The following is a 17,533-nucleotide window of genomic DNA, read 5'->3' as shown; positions in this document are numbered from 1 at the left end:
CTCACATGATATAGCTAGTATTAGCTTTTTATTTTTTTATGAAGATCATATAAAATATTCATTGCTTGCATTGGCGTCATATCTAATATATCCAGCTCTTTTATTTTTTCCAATACATGCTTTTCTTTTGAACGGAAAGTTGTAGCTTTTGTTTCTACTGGTTCATTGAAGAAAGAAAGCTGTGCATCCGGTTCAGCTATTTTCGGAGTCGATTCTGCCGCTTTTTGAATCGGCTGCCCTTCATCCTTTTGTTCAAGTCCAGCTAAGATTTCACTCGCTCTTTGAATAAGTACCTTTGGCAATTCAGCTAGCTGTGCGACATGAATTCCATAGCTTTTGTCTGCTGCACCTTCTTTAATTTTATGAAGAAAGACAACTTTGCCATTTTGTTCAACGGCACGCACATGGATATTCTTCACCATATGAAGGGCATCTTCTAACACGGTTAATTCATGATAATGGGTAGAAAACAACGTTTTTGCTCCAATATGATCATGAATATATTCAATCATTGCCTGTGCTAATGCCATGCCGTCATATGTGGATGTGCCACGACCGATTTCATCAAAGAGAATTAAGCTGTTTTTCGTTGAATGAACAATCGCATTTCGGGCCTCAAGCATTTCGACCATGAAGGTACTCTGGCCAGAAATAAGGTCATCTGCCGCACCTATACGTGTAAATACTTGATCAAATATTGGCAGTTCAGCTTCTGATGCTGGAACGTAACAGCCAATTTGCGCTAAAATCGCTGTTAAGGCAATTTGTCTCATATACGTGCTTTTCCCTGACATATTCGGGCCAGTAATGAGCAGCATTTCTCTATCTGCGTCCATATAACAATCATTTGGAACATATTCCTGCGCATTCATGACCTTTTCAACGACTGGATGACGTCCATCTTTTATTACAATTCGACGGTCTGTTGAAAAGTTTGGTTTCACATAGTGCCGACCTTCACTGACTGTTGCAAAGCACTGCAAGACATCAAGCTCACTCACCAATTTTGCTAAAGCCTGCAGTCTTGGAATAAATTCCTTTACATGCTCACGAACCGCAGTAAATAACTCATATTCAAGCTCCATACTTTTTTCTTCTGCCTGGAGAATAAGTGCTTCCTTTTCCTTTAGTTCAGGTGTAATAAAACGTTCGGCATTTGTTAATGTTTGTTTTCTCTCGTATCTTCCTTCTTCTAGAAGATGCAAGTTCGCCCTTGTTACTTCAATATAATAACCAAATACACGGTTATATCCGACCTTTAACGATTTAATGCCCGTTTTTTCCCGTTCTTGTTTCTCAAGCTGAGCAATCCATGTCTTCCCATTTCTAGTTGCATCACGATATCGGTCTAGGACTTCGTTATATCCATCCTTAATCATATTTCCGTCCTTAATGACTAATGGCGGGTTATCGACAATTGCCTGTTCAAGAAGGTCAACGACTTCTTCACATGCGTCTAATCGATCAGAAAGCTTCTCTGCCTCCTTATGTGGTAGCTTCTTTAACAATTCCTTTAAAAATGGAATTTGAAGCAATGAGCGTCTAAGCTGGACTAAATCTCGAGCATTCACATTCCCAAATGCGACTCTTCCTGCGAGTCGCTCTAAGTCATAGACCTCTTTCAGTTTTTCTCTTAATTCCTCCCGTTCAAAAAAGGAAGAAATCAAGGTTTCAACTAATGTTTGTCGTCTAATAATTTCAAGCTCATCTACGAGCGGCCGATCAATCCATTGCTTTAATAATCTTCCACCCATCGCTGTTTTTGTTTCATCAAGCAACCATAGAAGGGAGCCTTTTTTTCCTTTTGAACGGATGGTTTCTGTCAGCTCCAGGTTTCGTTTGGAGAAATAATCAATTTTCATATATTGATGTGTCTGATAGATTGAAACCTTTTGCAAATGATCTAAGCTTCTTTTTTGTGTCCGATATAAATAATTAAATAGTCTCGCAGCTGTAATACGCAGCTTTTCTTGATCAATCTCTGCTAATAGCGGCTCATAGCCTTCTTTAACGGAGCAATCTTCTTCAACAGAAAAGGTTAAGACTGTGCGTTCTTTCAATTTCCGCTGTAACTCTTCATTGAAATCAGCTGCAATAATGATTTCCTTTGCACCTGATAATGAAAGCTCATTTAGTGCTTCCTCAAAACCTGTATGAATCATAGTAACCTTTGTTTCGCCAGTAGACAGATCATTATATGCAAAGCCATACGTGTTATCAGAAAAATGAGTAATGGTAGAAATATAGTTATTTTCTTTCTCTTGAAGCGCTTTGCCTTCCATCATTGTGCCAGGTGTAATAAGTTGAACAACTTCCCTTCTAACAACACCTTTTGCCTGCTTCGGGTCTTCCGTCTGTTCACAAATTGCCACTTTAAAGCCACGTTCAACTAATTGCTCAATATATTGGCGTGCAGAATGATGGGGAACCCCACACATCGGTATACGGTCTTCCGAACCGCCTTCTCTGCTTGTTAATGTAATTTCTAACTCCTGTGATGCTTTAATCGCATCATCAAAAAACATCTCGTAAAAATCACCAAGACGAAAAAATAAAAAGGCATCCTTATACTCTGCCTTCACTTTCAAATATTGCTGTATCATTGGCGTATATGACATTGTATCCTCCAACATTTCATTCTTCAATTTAAATTTGTATTTATCATTGTTACCTCTTATTATATCATATTCTCTTTTTCAGCTTTAGCTAGACAAAAAAGAAATGTAGCTTACTTTAAGCAAGCTACATTCTTGAATTAACTATTGCTAGCGATCAGCTTTCTACAATTCTATCTATAACTAATTTTTTTCCAAAGCTAATTTTACCCCAAATAAAATTAATACACCTCCAGTAAATCCTTCCATTACTTTCATTGTAGAAGGCTTTTTCATAAAATGACTGACAAAGTTGATTAAGTAAATATAAACGAAAAACCAGATCATTGTTAATATAGTATAAGTTAAACCAAGCGCTAAAAATTCTATAAATGCATGCTCCCCTGTTCCTGCAAATTGTGGCAAAAAAGTTAAAAAGAATACTGCTACTTTTGGATTTAGTAAATTTGTTAAAAACCCTTGCTTAAAGTTTGATTCATTTGCGTATTTATTCACTTGATTAGGGGCTTGATCTGTTACCGGCTGTTTTTTCATAATATATAGGATAGATTTACAGCCAAGATAAATCAAATAAACCGCACCTACATATTTTAGGATAGTGAAAAGGAATGCTGATTTGACTATAAGAGCAGATAAGCCAAACACTGCAGCTAGTGTATGAATAAATAGAGCGGTTAGCGTTCCAAAAGTCGTTTGTATACCTGCTGCTTTCTTCTTTACAATTGTATTTTTCGTAATAACTGCCGTATCCGGACCAGGCAAAATAATGAGCAAAAAGGACATAAATACAAAAAGCAAATAGTTTTCCATTCATCCCACCCCTTTTAAAATAATTGAAATTTCAATTATTATATATGATAAAAGATGAATGATAAACAGAAATTTTAAAAAAGAGCTAATTTCGCAAACATTGTTGCTAAATTACACCTAAATGGGAAAGGATGATTTCCAATCACATATACTCCAATCAACTGATTTAGTAGGTCAACCATTTGATTCAAAAGCAACAATCTTTCAGAAAGAGCCTTTAAAAAGGAACGTTAAAAAAAGAAAAAACTAGGAAGTAAACCTCCTAGTTATTACTCTTCTTCATCACATACTAAGAAATCTGGATTTAAATCCTCGAATTCTTCATCATCTACATCAAGTCCCCAATCATCATCACAATCGCATTTGTCATGGTGAATGGCTACGCATACCTTCGTTTCGCCGATTACTTCTACTAGAAATTCTCTTTCGACATGAACAATTATTTTATTGCCATTCGGTGAAATGACGCATTCACAGCAGTTTGGCTGTTGCAGGACACGTGCGACTACTTCATGATCATCAAGACAGTCTGGATCGCGGTATTTTAATTTAATGACATCTTTATAATCAACACGCTCAGTAACTACCTCTGTTTTTGTATTATTATCAAAGGAATACCAAACGTTAATGTCATAGTAGCCGCAGACTTCTACTGATTTTCCGACCTTTTTCGCCTCGTACGTATGGTTTATGATCCAGCAGCCAAGTATGCTAGTTGGATGATGTTTAGGGCAAATCGTATGATTGGACTGTGTAAACTTTCGTCCTTTTGCAACGACAGCCTTTGTAATTATCTCTCTGTATTCTCCCATTGCGAGCGAACCTCCTCATTCATTTTCAATTCATCCTATGCGGGATATTAGACTAGTGTGCGATATTTATTGATGAATGTTAGGTAAAAGTATTGGCATAGTTCATAGTATGCTTTTTCTTGATGAAGGTGCCTACTTACATTGAGGCAAGGTATTTTTCTTGAAATCGGGGTGAATTGAAAAATATATGTTTGTCCTAATACAAATGCGGATACAGCTTGGCTATTTCATCAATATAATAAATTATCGATAAGGAGGTGAGCAGGATGGCAAACTTTGATCACTCAGATTTTAAGATTAATGTAAATGGCGAAGAATTAACAGGAGAGAATGCAAAAGAATTTGCAGAAAAAATATCAAAAAACTTAGCAGAGTCATTAAATGGACTCGTTACTAATAAACTTGGAAACTTTACGACAAACACAATGACTGGTAATTTTACCGACTCGTTAAACCCATTAAAAAATCTCAATGGACTTTTCAACCAAACTTCCTTAGGAAACAATGGAGTCCAAAATATTATTCCAGCTCTAAGTAAGATGATCCCTGTTTTTGAAACATCTGACGATAATCAAAAGATTAAACTTTCATTAAATGGTGTTTCCTTACTTGACCTAGATCTATCCGATTTACCGAATAAGAACTCTTCAAATAGGCAGTAAGCACTGCTTCAGTACTTTAGAGGAGGTGAAAATAATGTTATCAAATAGATGTTACGAAGATATTCGTCCTGATGTTGTTGAACCAGATCAGCATGCAGTCAATGGTGTTAGCAGCAATGGAGATGCATATAAAGCTTTTACTTTCGCAGCACAAGGAAATAGCCCACAAGTCAACCTTCCTGTACAAGTACCAGTATCACTTGGCGGATTCGCTGCAAATGCATCCCTAATTAATATTCCGATTCTTTCTGCTCAATTTAACGTAGCAAATGGTGGAGATTCACATGCCATTTCATTGAACAATTCTAACCAAGTTGAAAGCAACCACTCATAATGATGGGGTCAACAATTATATTTTAATCTATTTGTCCAATAAGAAGGGAGGTAGCGAATTTGCTAGAGAAAAGTAAACCAAAGTTAGACCCTGAGGTGCTTAAACAGCTCGGCGTCCCAGAAGAATTACTTGAAATGGCAGCAGAAGCAGGAATTCCATCCATTAATAACCATGCTGCTGGTGGAATGGGTGGACGGGCGATTAATTTAACGTATGTTGACAATTATTCGACTTTGCTTCTTGTATATACCTTCCTTCTTAATTATTTGGGCAAAGAAGGTGGTGAAAAAGGGATGACAAACTTAAATGCATCCCTTCTCTCCACCCTTAATGCAGCATTAATCGATCAGCAAGAATACCGAAAAGAGTTTCTTCGCGCAGTAGAATTATTAAGAAATAATTAGCCTCCACAACCCACCCATAGGCTGATTAAACCTCCTTTTTTATAATAGATAAAAACCCCCTGAACTGATTGAATAATCAGCAGGGGGTTTTTCAGTTCGTATATATTATTCGTGATGGTTGGCACAATCACTATTTTTCATTTGTGAACCAGTTTCTCCACTTAAAATATCTCCACCAGTTGAAGCAATCACTTCATCAGTTACCGTATTTGAAATTGCATTAGCAACAATTTGAAGCAATTCATTTACTTCCAGCTGAGATTGCTTAAATTCTTGAACGACTGGGATTGCATCCAATTCATTTTGCAATGTTTCAATTTTATCTTCTGTTTTCTTCAATGCTTCTTTTTTTCCAAAATGCTGAAGGTTTACTGCTTGTTTTTGTAATCCTTTAATATTTGAAATTGTTGAACGAATTTTTTCGTTTTCATTAATTTGTGCTTCAGCACGTTTAAAGAAGTCCACTTCTTCTGTTTCAGCGATCATTCTTGCAAGATCTTTTGCACGTGCTACGATATCATCTTTTGTATACTTTGCCATTTTACTCCACCTCAACCATATCTAGTTCTTCAATCATATCTCCGTTTAATGACCAAGTTTTCGTACCGGTTACTTTTACTTTAACAATTTTACCAATGGCAGATTTTGGTCCTTTAAAGTTTACTAGTTTATTTTTTCTTGTATATCCTGCTAAGACATCTGGATTGTTCTTACTTTCACCCTCTACCAAGACTTCAACTATCTCATCTTGATACTTTTTCATTGCTTCTGCTGAAAGCTCATTAACAAGAGCATTCAAGCGCTGCAAACGGTTCTTTTTAACTTCTAATGGGACATTATCCTGCATCGCAGCAGCAGGTGTTCCTTCCCTTGGAGAATAAATAAATGTATAAGCCGCTTCATATCCGACTTCACGGTAAAGGGACATTGTTTCTTCGAATTGTTCTTCCGTTTCATTCGGATACCCAACAATAATGTCTGTTGTAAAAGTAGCATTAGGAATAGCTGCTTTAATTTTGCGGATTAACTCTAAGTAATGTTCTCTTGTATACTTACGAGCCATGATTTTTAGCACTTCATTTGAACCAGATTGAACGGGCAGATGAATATGCTCAACAAGGTTTCCACCTTTTGCTAGTACTTCAATTAGATAATCATCAAAATCACGTGGGTGGCTCGTTGTAAATCGGATACGCGGAATATCTATTTTACGGATTTCATCCATAAGATCACCTAAGCCATAGCTCATGCCTTCAAGATCTTTTCCATATGCATTCACATTTTGGCCAAGAAGAGTAATTTCTTGATATCCTTGAGCAGCAAGCTGTCTCACTTCCTGAATAATATCTTCTGGACGACGGCTTCGTTCCTTACCACGTGTATATGGCACAATACAGTACGTACAGAACTTGTCACAGCCATACATGATATTAACCCAAGCTTTGATATTCCCTTTACGTACTTTCGGAAGGTTTTCAATTACATCCCCTTCTTTAGACCAAACTTCAACAACCATTTCTTTTGACATATATGCTTCATGTAAGATGTTAGGAAGACGGTGAATATTATGAGTACCGAAAATAATATCTACTTGATCATATGTTTTTAGGATTTTGTTAACAACTGATTCCTCTTGAGACATACAGCCACATACACCTAGAAGCAGATCTGGCTTTTCTTTTTTCAAATGCTTTAAGTGGCCAAGCTCACCAAACACTTTATTCTCAGCATTTTCACGAACAGCACATGTATTTAACAAAATGACATTTGCATCTTCAACCGAATCGGTTGGCTCGTATCCAAGATTTAGGAATATTCCAGCCATTACTTCCGTATCATGCTCATTCATTTGACAGCCAAATGTGCGGATATAAAATTTACGGCCTCTCCCCATCTCATGAAACTCTTCTGGGATATCAAAATCATTATGGTACTTAACATCTTCTTTTCCACGCTTTTTTGCTTCCTTTAAGGACGGTGGCGTATACACTGCTTCAAAGTACTTGCTATAATCTTTTTCAGCCTTATTCTCAGTTGAATTTGCCTTTTGTACTTGCTGGCCTTCAAGCCGTTGTTGTTCATTCATTTTTTTGTTAGTCCCCTTTCTCTATGAATATTTTGAGAAAAAATCTATCCATTGTTCATTCATCTAAATATAAGTGAAATGTCAATTTGTGAAGTTTTTCATCCCACGCTATTGGTTCTTTGCAGTCCAAACATAACGTGGAATACTTCGTTCTTTTCCTACACTTGAGCTTTTATGAACAGCAGATCCACCAATATGTCTTCATTCGATACTTAAAGAATGTTGTGGAAATCTTACTGCTAATTAAAGCATGTTAAATTATTATTGTAAGAACAAAGTGAATACCTGCACACATTACTATAGTATAAAGCTTTTATGAATTGAAAACAATAGAAATCCTCCCAAGGGGCAACAGCTCAGGCAGTTTTTCAACTTACTTTAAATCTACTGCTATGTATTCTTTTCATAGATAATAATATTATATGAATTTCAATGATTTGAACGTGATTTTTATCACTTTCACTTACATCTCTAGCGATAAAAAAAGAAATACCCAGGAATCCACCCAGGTATTTCACAATTATTACATAAATTCATCAACAAGTTTATCGAAATGTACTTGGTCTAATGTAAGATCTGCATCTACAAGCGGTGATTCTGAGTAGCCATTTAATAACTCTTGGTAAGATTTGCGCTCAGTATCTTGATAAATAAGACCTGTTACTAACCCATTATGATTCATTAATGTTTGCATAGCCATTCCTTTATCATGTGGGTTATATCCTTCGATATCACTTAGCTTGGTTAAATTTTCTTTAAACCAATCATATGTGTTGATTTTATTGTACGTCACACAAGGACTGAAAACATTGATTAAAGAGAAGCCATCATGGTTAATTCCTGCTTCAATTAATGCTGTTAAATCCTTTAGATCAGTAGAGAAGCTTTGTGCAACAAATGTTGCTCCAGCAGTTAATGCCATTTCCATCGGGGCAATTGCTTGTTCAATGGAACCTTCAGGCGTTGATTTTGTTTTAAAGCCTGTTGCTGATCTTGGTGATGTTTGTCCTTTTGTTAAACCATAGATTTGGTTATCCATTACGATATAAGTGATATTCACATTACGGCGAATGGCATGGATTGTATGACTCATTCCGATTGCATATCCATCTCCATCTCCACCAGAAGCAATAACTGTTAAATCACGGTTTGCCATTTTAACACCTGTTGCAATTGGCAGTGAACGACCATGAATTCCATGCAATCCATATGAATTAATATAACCTGAAATACGTCCTGAGCAGCCAATACCTGAAATAACTGCTAAGTTTTCAGGCTCTAGTCCAACATTTGCAGCTGCACGCTGGATCGCTGCCTGTACAGAGAAATCTCCACATCCTGGGCACCAGTTAGGCTTTACACTATTTCGAAAATCTTTAAATGTTGCCATTTATACCAACTCCTTGCATCTTGTATGAATTTCATGCGGCAAGAATGGATTTCCGTCGTACTTAAGCATTTTTGTCACTTTTTCAGCATGACCGACATTCATCAACATCATATTTGCCAATTGCCCTGTTGCATTGTTTTCTACGACTACAATCTTCTTCGCAGATTGAACAAGCGGCAATAATTCATTAGACGGGAATGGATAGATTAAGCGAATATGTGCATGGTTTACCTTTAAACCATCCTTTTCAAGTCGAGCCATCGCTTCCTCAATTGCTCCGCGTGTTGAGTTAAAGCCAACGATTAAAAGGTCCGCTTCTTCATGTGGAGCATTCTTATATACTGGCGTATCAAATTTCAAGTTTTCAATTTTACGGAATCGCTTGTCCATCTGTGCATTACGGTTTAAAGCAGATTCAGATGGCTTGCCTGTTTCATCATGCTCCACACCTGTCACATGGTGAATGCCATTTTTCGTTCCAGGAATTGTACGTGGTGATACGCCATCCTCGGTTACTTCATAACGCTTAAAGTATCCTTTATTTTCAATTTCTGGTAACTCTTCAGTTACAAGCTTTCCACGACGAATTTCAACTTTACTATAATCAAGAGGCTCTACTGTTTGTTTACCTAATGATAATTGTAAATCCGATAAAATGATAACAGGGCATTGATATTCCTCAGCAAGGTTAAATGCTTCTGCTGTATCATAGAATGCTTCTTGAACGGTACTTGGTGCCATAACAATCTTCGGAATTTCCCCATGTGTACCATAAATCATTGCCATTAAATCTGATTGCTCTTGCTTTGTCGGCAGCCCTGTTGATGGACCCCCACGCTGTGTATCAACAATAACTAATGGTGTTTCTGTAATCCCTGATAAACCAATGGCCTCCATTTTTAATGAAAGTCCAGGACCAGATGATGCAGTTAACGCACGTACGCCGCCATAGTTAGCGCCGATTGTCATTGTTACTGCAGCAATTTCATCCTCTGTTTGAATAACCGCTCCACCAACTGGAGGTAGCTTCTTAATTAAGTACTCCATAATATCTGATGCTGGTGTAATTGGATAGGCAGCCATGAATCGGCAACCGCCTGCTAATGCTCCAAGAGCAATAGCATCATTTCCGATCATGAACATCCGCTTATTGCCATCCGCTTTTTCAAGTTCCATTAGCTCTACTTTGTCACTAAGTTGTTCTTTCATCACATCAAAGCCTGCTTGAATGGCTTCCATATTTTTATCAACAACTTGCTTTCCTTTACGTCCGAAAATTTCCTCAACAACATCTTCAAACACTTTAATATTTAAATTCAAAACCGCACAAGTTGCCCCAACAGCTACCATGTTTTTCATTAGAGAAGTGCCCAGTTCAGTCGCACGCTCAGTAAAAGGCACTGCAAACATTGACGCTTGTGTGTCTTCCGGTTTTTTAGGGTTGAATTTTGAATCTGCAATAATAATTCCTTTTTCATGTAGCTCTTTGTAATTTAAATCAATTGTTTCTTGATCGAATGCTACCAAAATATCAAGATCGTCAGAGATCGAACGAACTTGAGTTGTGCTCACACGAATTTTATTATTCGTATGTCCACCTTTAATACGAGATGAAAAGTGACGATAACCGTACAAGTAGTAGCCTAATCGATTTAATGCAATAGAGAAGATTTCTCCAGTACTTTCAATACCTTCCCCTTGTTGCCCTCCAACTTTCCATGAAAGTTGATTGATCATGTCTTACACCCCTTTAGATACGTTAGAAAAATATGTAAAAACGATTCAATTAATTTAGTGTAGCACTCGCTTCAGAAACCTTATTAAAGTAAGTGAATGAAGGATTTTGAATGGGTACTAAACGCTTTCAATTCTAGACCTAAGTCTTAAAAAAATCAACCCTTTCGGAATAATTATTGTCGAAAATATGAATATTTTAATATTAATGCAAATATTATAGATTTATCATTTTTTCACACTATTTATTATGATAATAACAGAAGGAACTACTAGCTTTTTTGGGGGTATCTTTCAATAAAATTTTTAAACAAAAAATTCTCAATTTGTTTACTAGAATAATATTTTATTAGTTCATTTATTAAAAGATCGTAATCTTCCACACTAGCTATGCCCATCGGCAGCTTATCACCCATCCCGTCAAAATCCGAACCAAATCCTACATGATTTTCTCCACCTAGTGAGCAAACATATTCTAAATGTCTTAGTATATCCGTCACTGTTGCGATTTTCCTTGCCGTTAAGTATTCCGGATAAAAGGTTATTCCGATGACTCCGTTTCTCTCTATTAATGATTTAATTTGATCATTGCTTAAATTTCTTGGATGCGGACATAGTGAATAGCAATTAGAATGGGAGGCAATTGGATAGTCACTTAACTCTATCACATCCCAAAAACCGCGCTCCGATAAATGGGATACATCACACCAAATAGCAGATTCATTCAATAGATGAACAACCTTTTTTCCAAAAGTAGATAAACCAGCCCCTCTTTCCTCTAGCACACCGTCTGCTACGGCATTGCTATGATTCCATGTTAAACCAACAGATGTAACACCGAGGCGCAGAAGTGTTTTTAATTTCAATAAATCTTGGCCAATGGCATCACAGCCTTCTAAAGTCAATATGGCCCCTATATCATCTGCTCCCAATTGCTTAATATCCTTGTAATCTGTAATCATTTTCAGTTGAGGATTCGTCTTGATGACACGTTCAAAAAATAATTCTATCATGTATAATGCTGCATGAAAGCGCATGTCTGGATGCACAGACTCAGGGATATAAATCGCAAAGCATTGGACCTTCACTCCAGCGGCATTTAGACCATCTAGATTGACCTGAAGCGACTTTGAATCTTTGAATGGAAGTCTTGAATCTAAAAACAGCTTGTAGAGGACATCGCAATGGGCATCAAATATGTTCATAGATTAATCCACCTTTCATCAAATAATCATCCTAATGACTATGAAAGACTAAAAGCGAACATCCCTTTTTGGTAAAAAAGGGGGATGAGATTCTGAACTTTGATAGGAAGTTTACTCCTTCTTAACTAAGGATAATTATCGTTTTTCAACATACTACAATCTCATAAAAAGAACCTGCTTGCGGTTATTGCAAACAGGCGTCTAATTTTTTTGCTCTCATTATCTCTATTCTTGCTATGTTATAAAGTCACAGGGCTGCTTTGATGGAATTATCTTGGCTCAACAATCAGTTTGATTGCCGTACGCTCTTCTCCATCAATCTTAATATCTGTAAATGCTGGGATACAAATCAAATCCACTCCGCTAGGCGCCACGAATCCTCTTGCAATCGCTACTGCTTTTACCGCCTGGTTTAATGCACCTGCGCCAATTGCTTGAATTTCAGCGCCGCCTCTTTCTCGCAGAACACCTGCAAGCGCACCTGCTACAGAATTAGGATTAGATTTTGCTGAAACTTTTAAAATTTCCATTCCTAGCTCCTCCTTGTTTTACCCCTCCCGCATGTCCATATCCTACATTTTATCTAGTTAGTTCCTCCTTTAACTTTCACAAAATTGAAAGAAAAAGAAAAAGTTTCGAAGCTTTTCTTTGGCAGGGAACACGTCAGGTATAAATCATTCCATTGTTACTATATTCAGCAGTTAAATCACTTATTCCGGCTTGGACAAAATAATCAGGTCGTCCAATTGAGAAATAGTAACTCGTTTAGATTTCCCTTCCTCACGTATAAGCTTATACGTGAGGAAGAGCTTTCCACAGCAGTTTAATCACCCCTGTGGGACAGATGAGACCTGAGCAGGAGTGATTGCTCAAGCGTACCATGTTACGGATCCAGCGAGCATCCTGTAGAGGAAATCACCTTTTACTAATTATTTGTAAATTAGCAGCGATATTTGTGAAAACAGTCTAATAAAAAAAGACTGTGTCCTTTGCCTTATATGCATAGGATACAGTCTTTATTTTATTTAAGAATAAAAAGGATGATCATCATTGATTAAAATTCGTTCTATTTTCCTTGCTTTCCCTGTCTGATTATCAAGGTCAATTAATACTGCGCTTAATTGCTTTCGTCCTTCTTTTGGTACTTCAAAACGGACCGGCAGACTTGTTAGAAATCTTCTCAGCACCGCCTCTTTTTCAACCCCTAATATCCCATCATATGGGCCTGTCATACCTACATCTGTTAAAAATGCAGTCCCTCCAGGTAATATTCGGTTATCTGCGGTTTGCACATGTGTATGTGTTCCAATCACAGCTGTCACTTTTCCATCTAAATACCAGCCCATCGCTTGCTTTTCACTCGTTGCTTCTGCATGAAAGTCTACAAATATGATCGACGTTCTTTTTTTCGCTTCCTCAATCAATTCATCCGCCTTTTTGAATGGACAATCGATAACCGGCATAAAAGTTCTGCCTTGTAAGCTTATAATCGCAACTTCTTCGGTATTATACTTAAGATATACGATGCCCTTCCCTGGATTCCCCTCTGGAAAGTTTGCTGGCCTCACTAAATACTTTGCACGATCAATAAACTCAAAGATCTCCTTGTTATCCCATGTATGATTTCCAAGGGTAACTGCCTGTGCACCCGATTCCAAAAACCCTCGATAGATTTTTTCTGTAATCCCTTTTCCACCTGCAGCATTTTCACCATTAATCACTGTTATCTGTGGGCGATACTTTTCTTTTAGCTTGGGAACATATTCCTTTATCATATCACGCCCCTGGGAGCCAACTACGTCCCCTACAAATAATATATTCATCCAATCGCCCTCTCTATAAAATCCTCTTTTCAGTTTATCACAACTGAACCTTTTTCACTCAAGTTCATCTATCCTATCAAATTTTTTTAAAAAGCTCTGTTAATACGAATGTTGATTTTTACTATTTTTGAAAAATAAACGGAGAAATTCCGGCTAAATTGGGAAATACCTCTATTTCCTTAAAAATAAGGGGAGTTTTTCCGCTTATATGATCCAAATTGATAGATTTTGTCTTATTTAGAGCAGTTAACCGGAATTTCTCCGCTTATATTCACTTTTTAAACTTTCTTTTTTACTTTAACCGGAATTATTCCGCTTATATTTTGCTTCTTCAGCTTTCTCTTTACATATTGGGAGGAAATCCTCCGTCTATAATTTCTCATACATACACGATAATCAACAGGAAATAATAACAGAGCCAAACAAAAAAGAAAGCGATGCATTGTGCATCGCCTTACTTTGCATATTCTACGGCTCTTGTCTCACGAATAACCGTCACTTTAATATGTCCAGGATAATCTAGCTCTTCTTCAATCTTTTTACGGATATCTCTTGCTAATCGATGAGCTTCTAGATCATCAATTTGCTCAGGCTTTACTAAAATCCGGATTTCACGACCTGCCTGAATGGCAAATGATTTCTCCACACCATCATAAGATTCGGATATCTCTTCCAGTTTCTCTAGACGGCGAATATAATTCTCAAGTGTCTCTCTTCTTGCTCCTGGGCGTGCTGCTGATAATGCATCTGCTGCAGCAACAAGAACAGCTATAATTGATGTTGGTTCAGTGTCACCATGATGGGAAGCAATACTATTAATCACAATTGGATGCTCTTTATACTTAGTAGCAAGCTCTACTCCAATTTCAACATGGCTTCCTTCCACTTCATGGTCAATTGCCTTCCCAATATCATGCAATAGTCCCGCACGTCTTGCTAGCACTTCATCTTGACCAAGTTCTGCTGCTAATAATCCTGAAAGCTGTGCAACTTCCATTGAATGCTTAAGGACATTTTGTCCGTAGCTTGTCCGGAATTTCAAGCGGCCAAGAATTTTGATTAAATCTGGGTGAAGACCATGAACACCTACTTCAAAAGTAGTTTGCTCACCAATTTCACGGATATGTTCATCAACCTCACGACGAGCTTTATCAACCATTTCCTCAATTCGTGCAGGGTGAATACGTCCATCCTGTACAAGCTTGTCTAAGGCTAGACGAGCGGTTTCACGGCGAATCGGGTCAAAACCAGATAAAATAACAGCTTCTGGTGTATCATCAATAATAAGATCAATTCCAGTTAGCGTTTCAAGTGTTCGGATATTTCTACCTTCTCGACCAATAATACGCCCCTTCATTTCATCATTAGGGAGATTTACAACAGATACAGTTGTTTCTGCCACATGATCTGCCGCGCATCGTTGGATAGCTAATGATAAAATATCCTTCGCTTTCTTATCTGCTTCTTCCTTCGCTCTTACTTCGCCCTCTTTTATCATTATTGCGACATCATGAGCCACTTCCTGCTCGACTCGCTCCAAAATGATGGACTTTGCCTCTTCACGAGATAAGCCCGAGACGCGTTCCAGCTCAGTCTGTTGTGCACGTACCATCTCGTCCACTTTGCTTTCCATCTCTTCAATATGCTGTTGTCTTTTGTTAAGAGAATCGTCCCTCTTCTCTAATAGTGTTTCTCGTTTATCTAAGGTATCATCTTTACGATCAAGATTTTCTTCTCTTTGTAGCAAACGATTTTCTTGTTTTTGCAACTCATTTCTTCGATCACGAACTTCACGTTCTGCCTCTGTTCGAAGCTTATGAATCTCATCCTTTGCCTCGATTAGAGCTTCTTTCTTTATTGCATCTGCTTCACGTTTTGCATCTTCTAAGATCTGCTCTGCAGCATCTTTTGCTCCGGCAACTTTTGCCTTTGCAATGGACTTACAAACAAAATAACTAACAACCGCACCAACGAATAGGCCAAGCAAACTGGAGATGATGACTGCTGTTAAAAGTTCCATCATTTCACCTCCTCTTGCTATGAACTTTTTTTGTGTTACGTTTTTAAAGTGTTGGCGTGTACATTGTCCAATCAATATACAGCACTAAGGCTTTTCAACGTTTCATTTAATCATAAAATGTAAAATATACATTTTTAATTGTAAAGCTGTGGAATTTCATTGTCAAGGCCTACTCATGTACACGTTGCTATTATTTTGGCGCCTTTTGCCTAGCCGATTTTTCAATTTCGTATGTTAGGAGAAATGTGCAAGCTTGATTTTTTGTTCCCATTCATTTCGTTCTTGAAGGGAAGAGGATTTCAGCTATCGTTTTTATACGAAAAAGCACCTTTTACAGTTCGTTAATGCTATGAATCAAGCTTTATATTCTTTCCCTATAAAAAAGGCAAAGCTTCTATTTTGCAGCTTTGCCTTTTCTCTGAACTATTAATCAATTAGTTGGAATTCTTCTTGATCTTCATCTCCACTAATTGTTTTTTCACCATCAAGCCCATAATGCTCTCGAATTTTCGTTTGAATTTCAAGGCAAACATCAGGATTTTCCTTTAAGAATAACTTCGCATTTTCACGGCCTTGGCCCACACGCTCATCATTAAAGGAGTACCATGAACCACTCTTCTGAACGATATCCAACTCAGAACCAATGTCAATGATCTCGCCTTCTTTAGAAATTCCTTCTCCATACATGATATCTACTTCTGCCACACGGAATGGAGGAGCTACTTTATTTTTCACTACTTTAATTTTTGTTCTGTTCCCAACAATTTCTTGACCTTGCTTTAATGCTTCTGCACGACGCACTTCAAGACGGATAGTTGAGTAAAACTTTAATGCACGGCCACCTGGAGTTGTCTCAGGATTTCCGAACATAACGCCTACTTTTTCACGAATTTGGTTAATGAATATCGCAATTGTTTTTGATTTATTGATTGCACCTGATAGCTTACGAAGCGCTTGGGACATTAAACGTGCTTGTAACCCAATATGAGAGTCGCCCATTTCTCCTTCAATTTCTGCTTTTGGCACAAGTGCTGCAACGGAGTCAACAACTAGAATATCAACCGCACCACTTCTTACAAGTGCTTCAGCAATCTCTAATGCTTGTTCACCAGTATCTGGCTGTGAAAGAAGCAACTCATCAATGTTAACGCCAAGCTTTTGTGCATAGACTGGATCCAGTGCATGCTCAGCATCAATAAATGCTGCTTGACCACCTTTAGCTTGTACTTCAGCAATAGCATGCAGGGCAACAGTCGTCTTACCCGAGCTTTCCGGTCCGTAAATTTCAATGATACGTCCTCTTGGATAACCGCCTACGCCAAGTGCTGAATCTAGGGCAAGTGATCCACTTGGAATAGTAGACACTCGTCTGTCTGTTTGCTCACCTAGCTTCATGATCGAACCTTTACCAAATTGTTTTTCTATTTGTTTTAACGCCATCTCTAGTGCTGCTTGACGATCGCTCATTTATTCTTCCTCCTATTAATAAACGGATTTCTTAGTCTCAATGCCTATGTTTACTATAACGGTTTTCTGTGAGTTTGTCGAGCAAAAAAGCGAACGTTTATTCTTCTTTTTTCTCCCACTTCTACTTTTAGAAAAACGAATAACTACTAGAGAAAAAAACTAATTTCAACT

Annotated in this window: 15 protein-coding genes; 3 read left to right on the top strand and 12 right to left on the bottom strand. The window is 37.6% G+C overall.

Annotated features, from left to right (window positions below; all coding sequences use genetic code 11):
• Positions 1-20 precede the first annotated feature (20 nt).
• The 3 genes from mutS to J2Z40_RS03775 all read right to left on the bottom strand — a co-directional run bounded on the left by mutS (position 21) and on the right by J2Z40_RS03775 (position 4,237).
• On the bottom strand, positions 21-2,618 hold the full coding sequence (mutS, locus tag J2Z40_RS03785; RefSeq protein ID WP_066393783.1) for a DNA mismatch repair protein MutS: 2,598 nt from the start codon (positions 2,616-2,618) through the stop codon (positions 21-23).
• A 180-nt stretch (positions 2,619-2,798) separates the two neighbouring features.
• The gene (locus J2Z40_RS03780; protein WP_066393777.1) at positions 2,799-3,425 is read right to left on the bottom strand and encodes a LysE family translocator; all 627 of its coding nucleotides are present in this window, start codon (positions 3,423-3,425) and stop codon (positions 2,799-2,801) included.
• Between the two features lie 269 nt (positions 3,426-3,694).
• Positions 3,695-4,237 carry an outer spore coat protein CotE gene (locus J2Z40_RS03775; protein WP_066393775.1) on the bottom strand — a complete coding sequence of 181 codons (543 nt, stop codon included), beginning with the start codon at positions 4,235-4,237 and terminating at the stop codon, positions 3,695-3,697.
• 266 nt (positions 4,238-4,503) lie between these two features.
• On the opposite strand from J2Z40_RS03775, the gene J2Z40_RS03770 reads away from it, so the two are divergent.
• From J2Z40_RS03770 to J2Z40_RS03760, 3 genes are read left to right on the top strand one after another with little or no spacing between them, the layout of a single operon-like run.
• Positions 4,504-4,899, top strand: a complete 396-nt coding sequence (locus J2Z40_RS03770; protein ID WP_066393772.1) for a hypothetical protein — start codon at positions 4,504-4,506, stop codon at positions 4,897-4,899.
• 34 nt (positions 4,900-4,933) lie between these two features.
• A complete protein-coding gene (locus J2Z40_RS03765) occupies positions 4,934-5,233 on the top strand; it encodes a hypothetical protein (RefSeq protein ID WP_066393769.1) in 300 nt (99 codons plus the stop codon).
• Between the two features lie 59 nt (positions 5,234-5,292).
• Positions 5,293-5,637 carry a hypothetical protein gene (locus tag J2Z40_RS03760; RefSeq protein ID WP_066393766.1) on the top strand — a complete coding sequence of 115 codons (345 nt, stop codon included), beginning with the start codon at positions 5,293-5,295 and terminating at the stop codon, positions 5,635-5,637.
• Between the two features lie 105 nt (positions 5,638-5,742).
• On the opposite strand, the gene J2Z40_RS03755 is transcribed toward J2Z40_RS03760, so the two are convergent.
• The 9 genes from J2Z40_RS03755 to recA form a co-directional block, all read right to left on the bottom strand.
• Positions 5,743-6,177: a YlbF/YmcA family competence regulator gene (locus J2Z40_RS03755; RefSeq protein ID WP_066393765.1), complete on the bottom strand. Its 435-nt coding sequence runs from the start codon at positions 6,175-6,177 to the stop codon at positions 5,743-5,745.
• Position 6,178: 1 nt separating this feature from the next.
• Positions 6,179-7,723, bottom strand: a complete 1,545-nt coding sequence (gene miaB, locus J2Z40_RS03750) for a tRNA (N6-isopentenyl adenosine(37)-C2)-methylthiotransferase MiaB (protein WP_066393763.1) — start codon at positions 7,721-7,723, stop codon at positions 6,179-6,181.
• A gap of 523 nt (positions 7,724-8,246) precedes the next feature.
• Entirely contained in the window at positions 8,247-9,113 is an 867-nt protein-coding gene (locus tag J2Z40_RS03745) for a 2-oxoacid:ferredoxin oxidoreductase subunit beta (protein ID WP_066393762.1), read from the bottom strand.
• Positions 9,114-10,850, bottom strand: a complete 1,737-nt coding sequence (locus J2Z40_RS03740) for a 2-oxoacid:acceptor oxidoreductase subunit alpha (protein ID WP_066393761.1) — start codon at positions 10,848-10,850, stop codon at positions 9,114-9,116.
• A 269-nt stretch (positions 10,851-11,119) separates the two neighbouring features.
• Positions 11,120-12,052: a dipeptidase gene (locus J2Z40_RS03735; RefSeq protein WP_066393760.1), complete on the bottom strand. Its 933-nt coding sequence runs from the start codon at positions 12,050-12,052 to the stop codon at positions 11,120-11,122.
• A gap of 269 nt (positions 12,053-12,321) precedes the next feature.
• Complete coding sequence (gene spoVS, locus J2Z40_RS03730) at positions 12,322-12,582, bottom strand: stage V sporulation protein SpoVS (RefSeq protein ID WP_009791522.1); 261 nt, start codon at positions 12,580-12,582, stop codon at positions 12,322-12,324.
• Positions 12,583-13,077: 495 nt separating this feature from the next.
• Positions 13,078-13,875, bottom strand: coding sequence for a TIGR00282 family metallophosphoesterase (locus J2Z40_RS03725; RefSeq protein ID WP_066393758.1), 798 nt, complete (start codon positions 13,873-13,875; stop codon positions 13,078-13,080).
• A 454-nt stretch (positions 13,876-14,329) separates the two neighbouring features.
• On the bottom strand, positions 14,330-15,895 hold the full coding sequence (rny, locus tag J2Z40_RS03720) for a ribonuclease Y (protein WP_066393755.1): 1,566 nt from the start codon (positions 15,893-15,895) through the stop codon (positions 14,330-14,332).
• Between the two features lie 426 nt (positions 15,896-16,321).
• Complete coding sequence (gene recA / locus J2Z40_RS03715; RefSeq protein ID WP_066393754.1) at positions 16,322-17,362, bottom strand: recombinase RecA; 1,041 nt, start codon at positions 17,360-17,362, stop codon at positions 16,322-16,324.
• Positions 17,363-17,533: the final 171 nt, after the last annotated feature.

Origin of the sequence: Cytobacillus eiseniae (assembly GCF_017874625.1) — a bacterium.
Taxonomy (GTDB): domain Bacteria; phylum Bacillota; class Bacilli; order Bacillales; family Cytobacillaceae; genus Cytobacillus; species Cytobacillus eiseniae.
The sequence above is the reverse complement of the archived record's forward strand: the minus strand, read 5'-3'. Positions and strand labels throughout refer to the sequence as shown.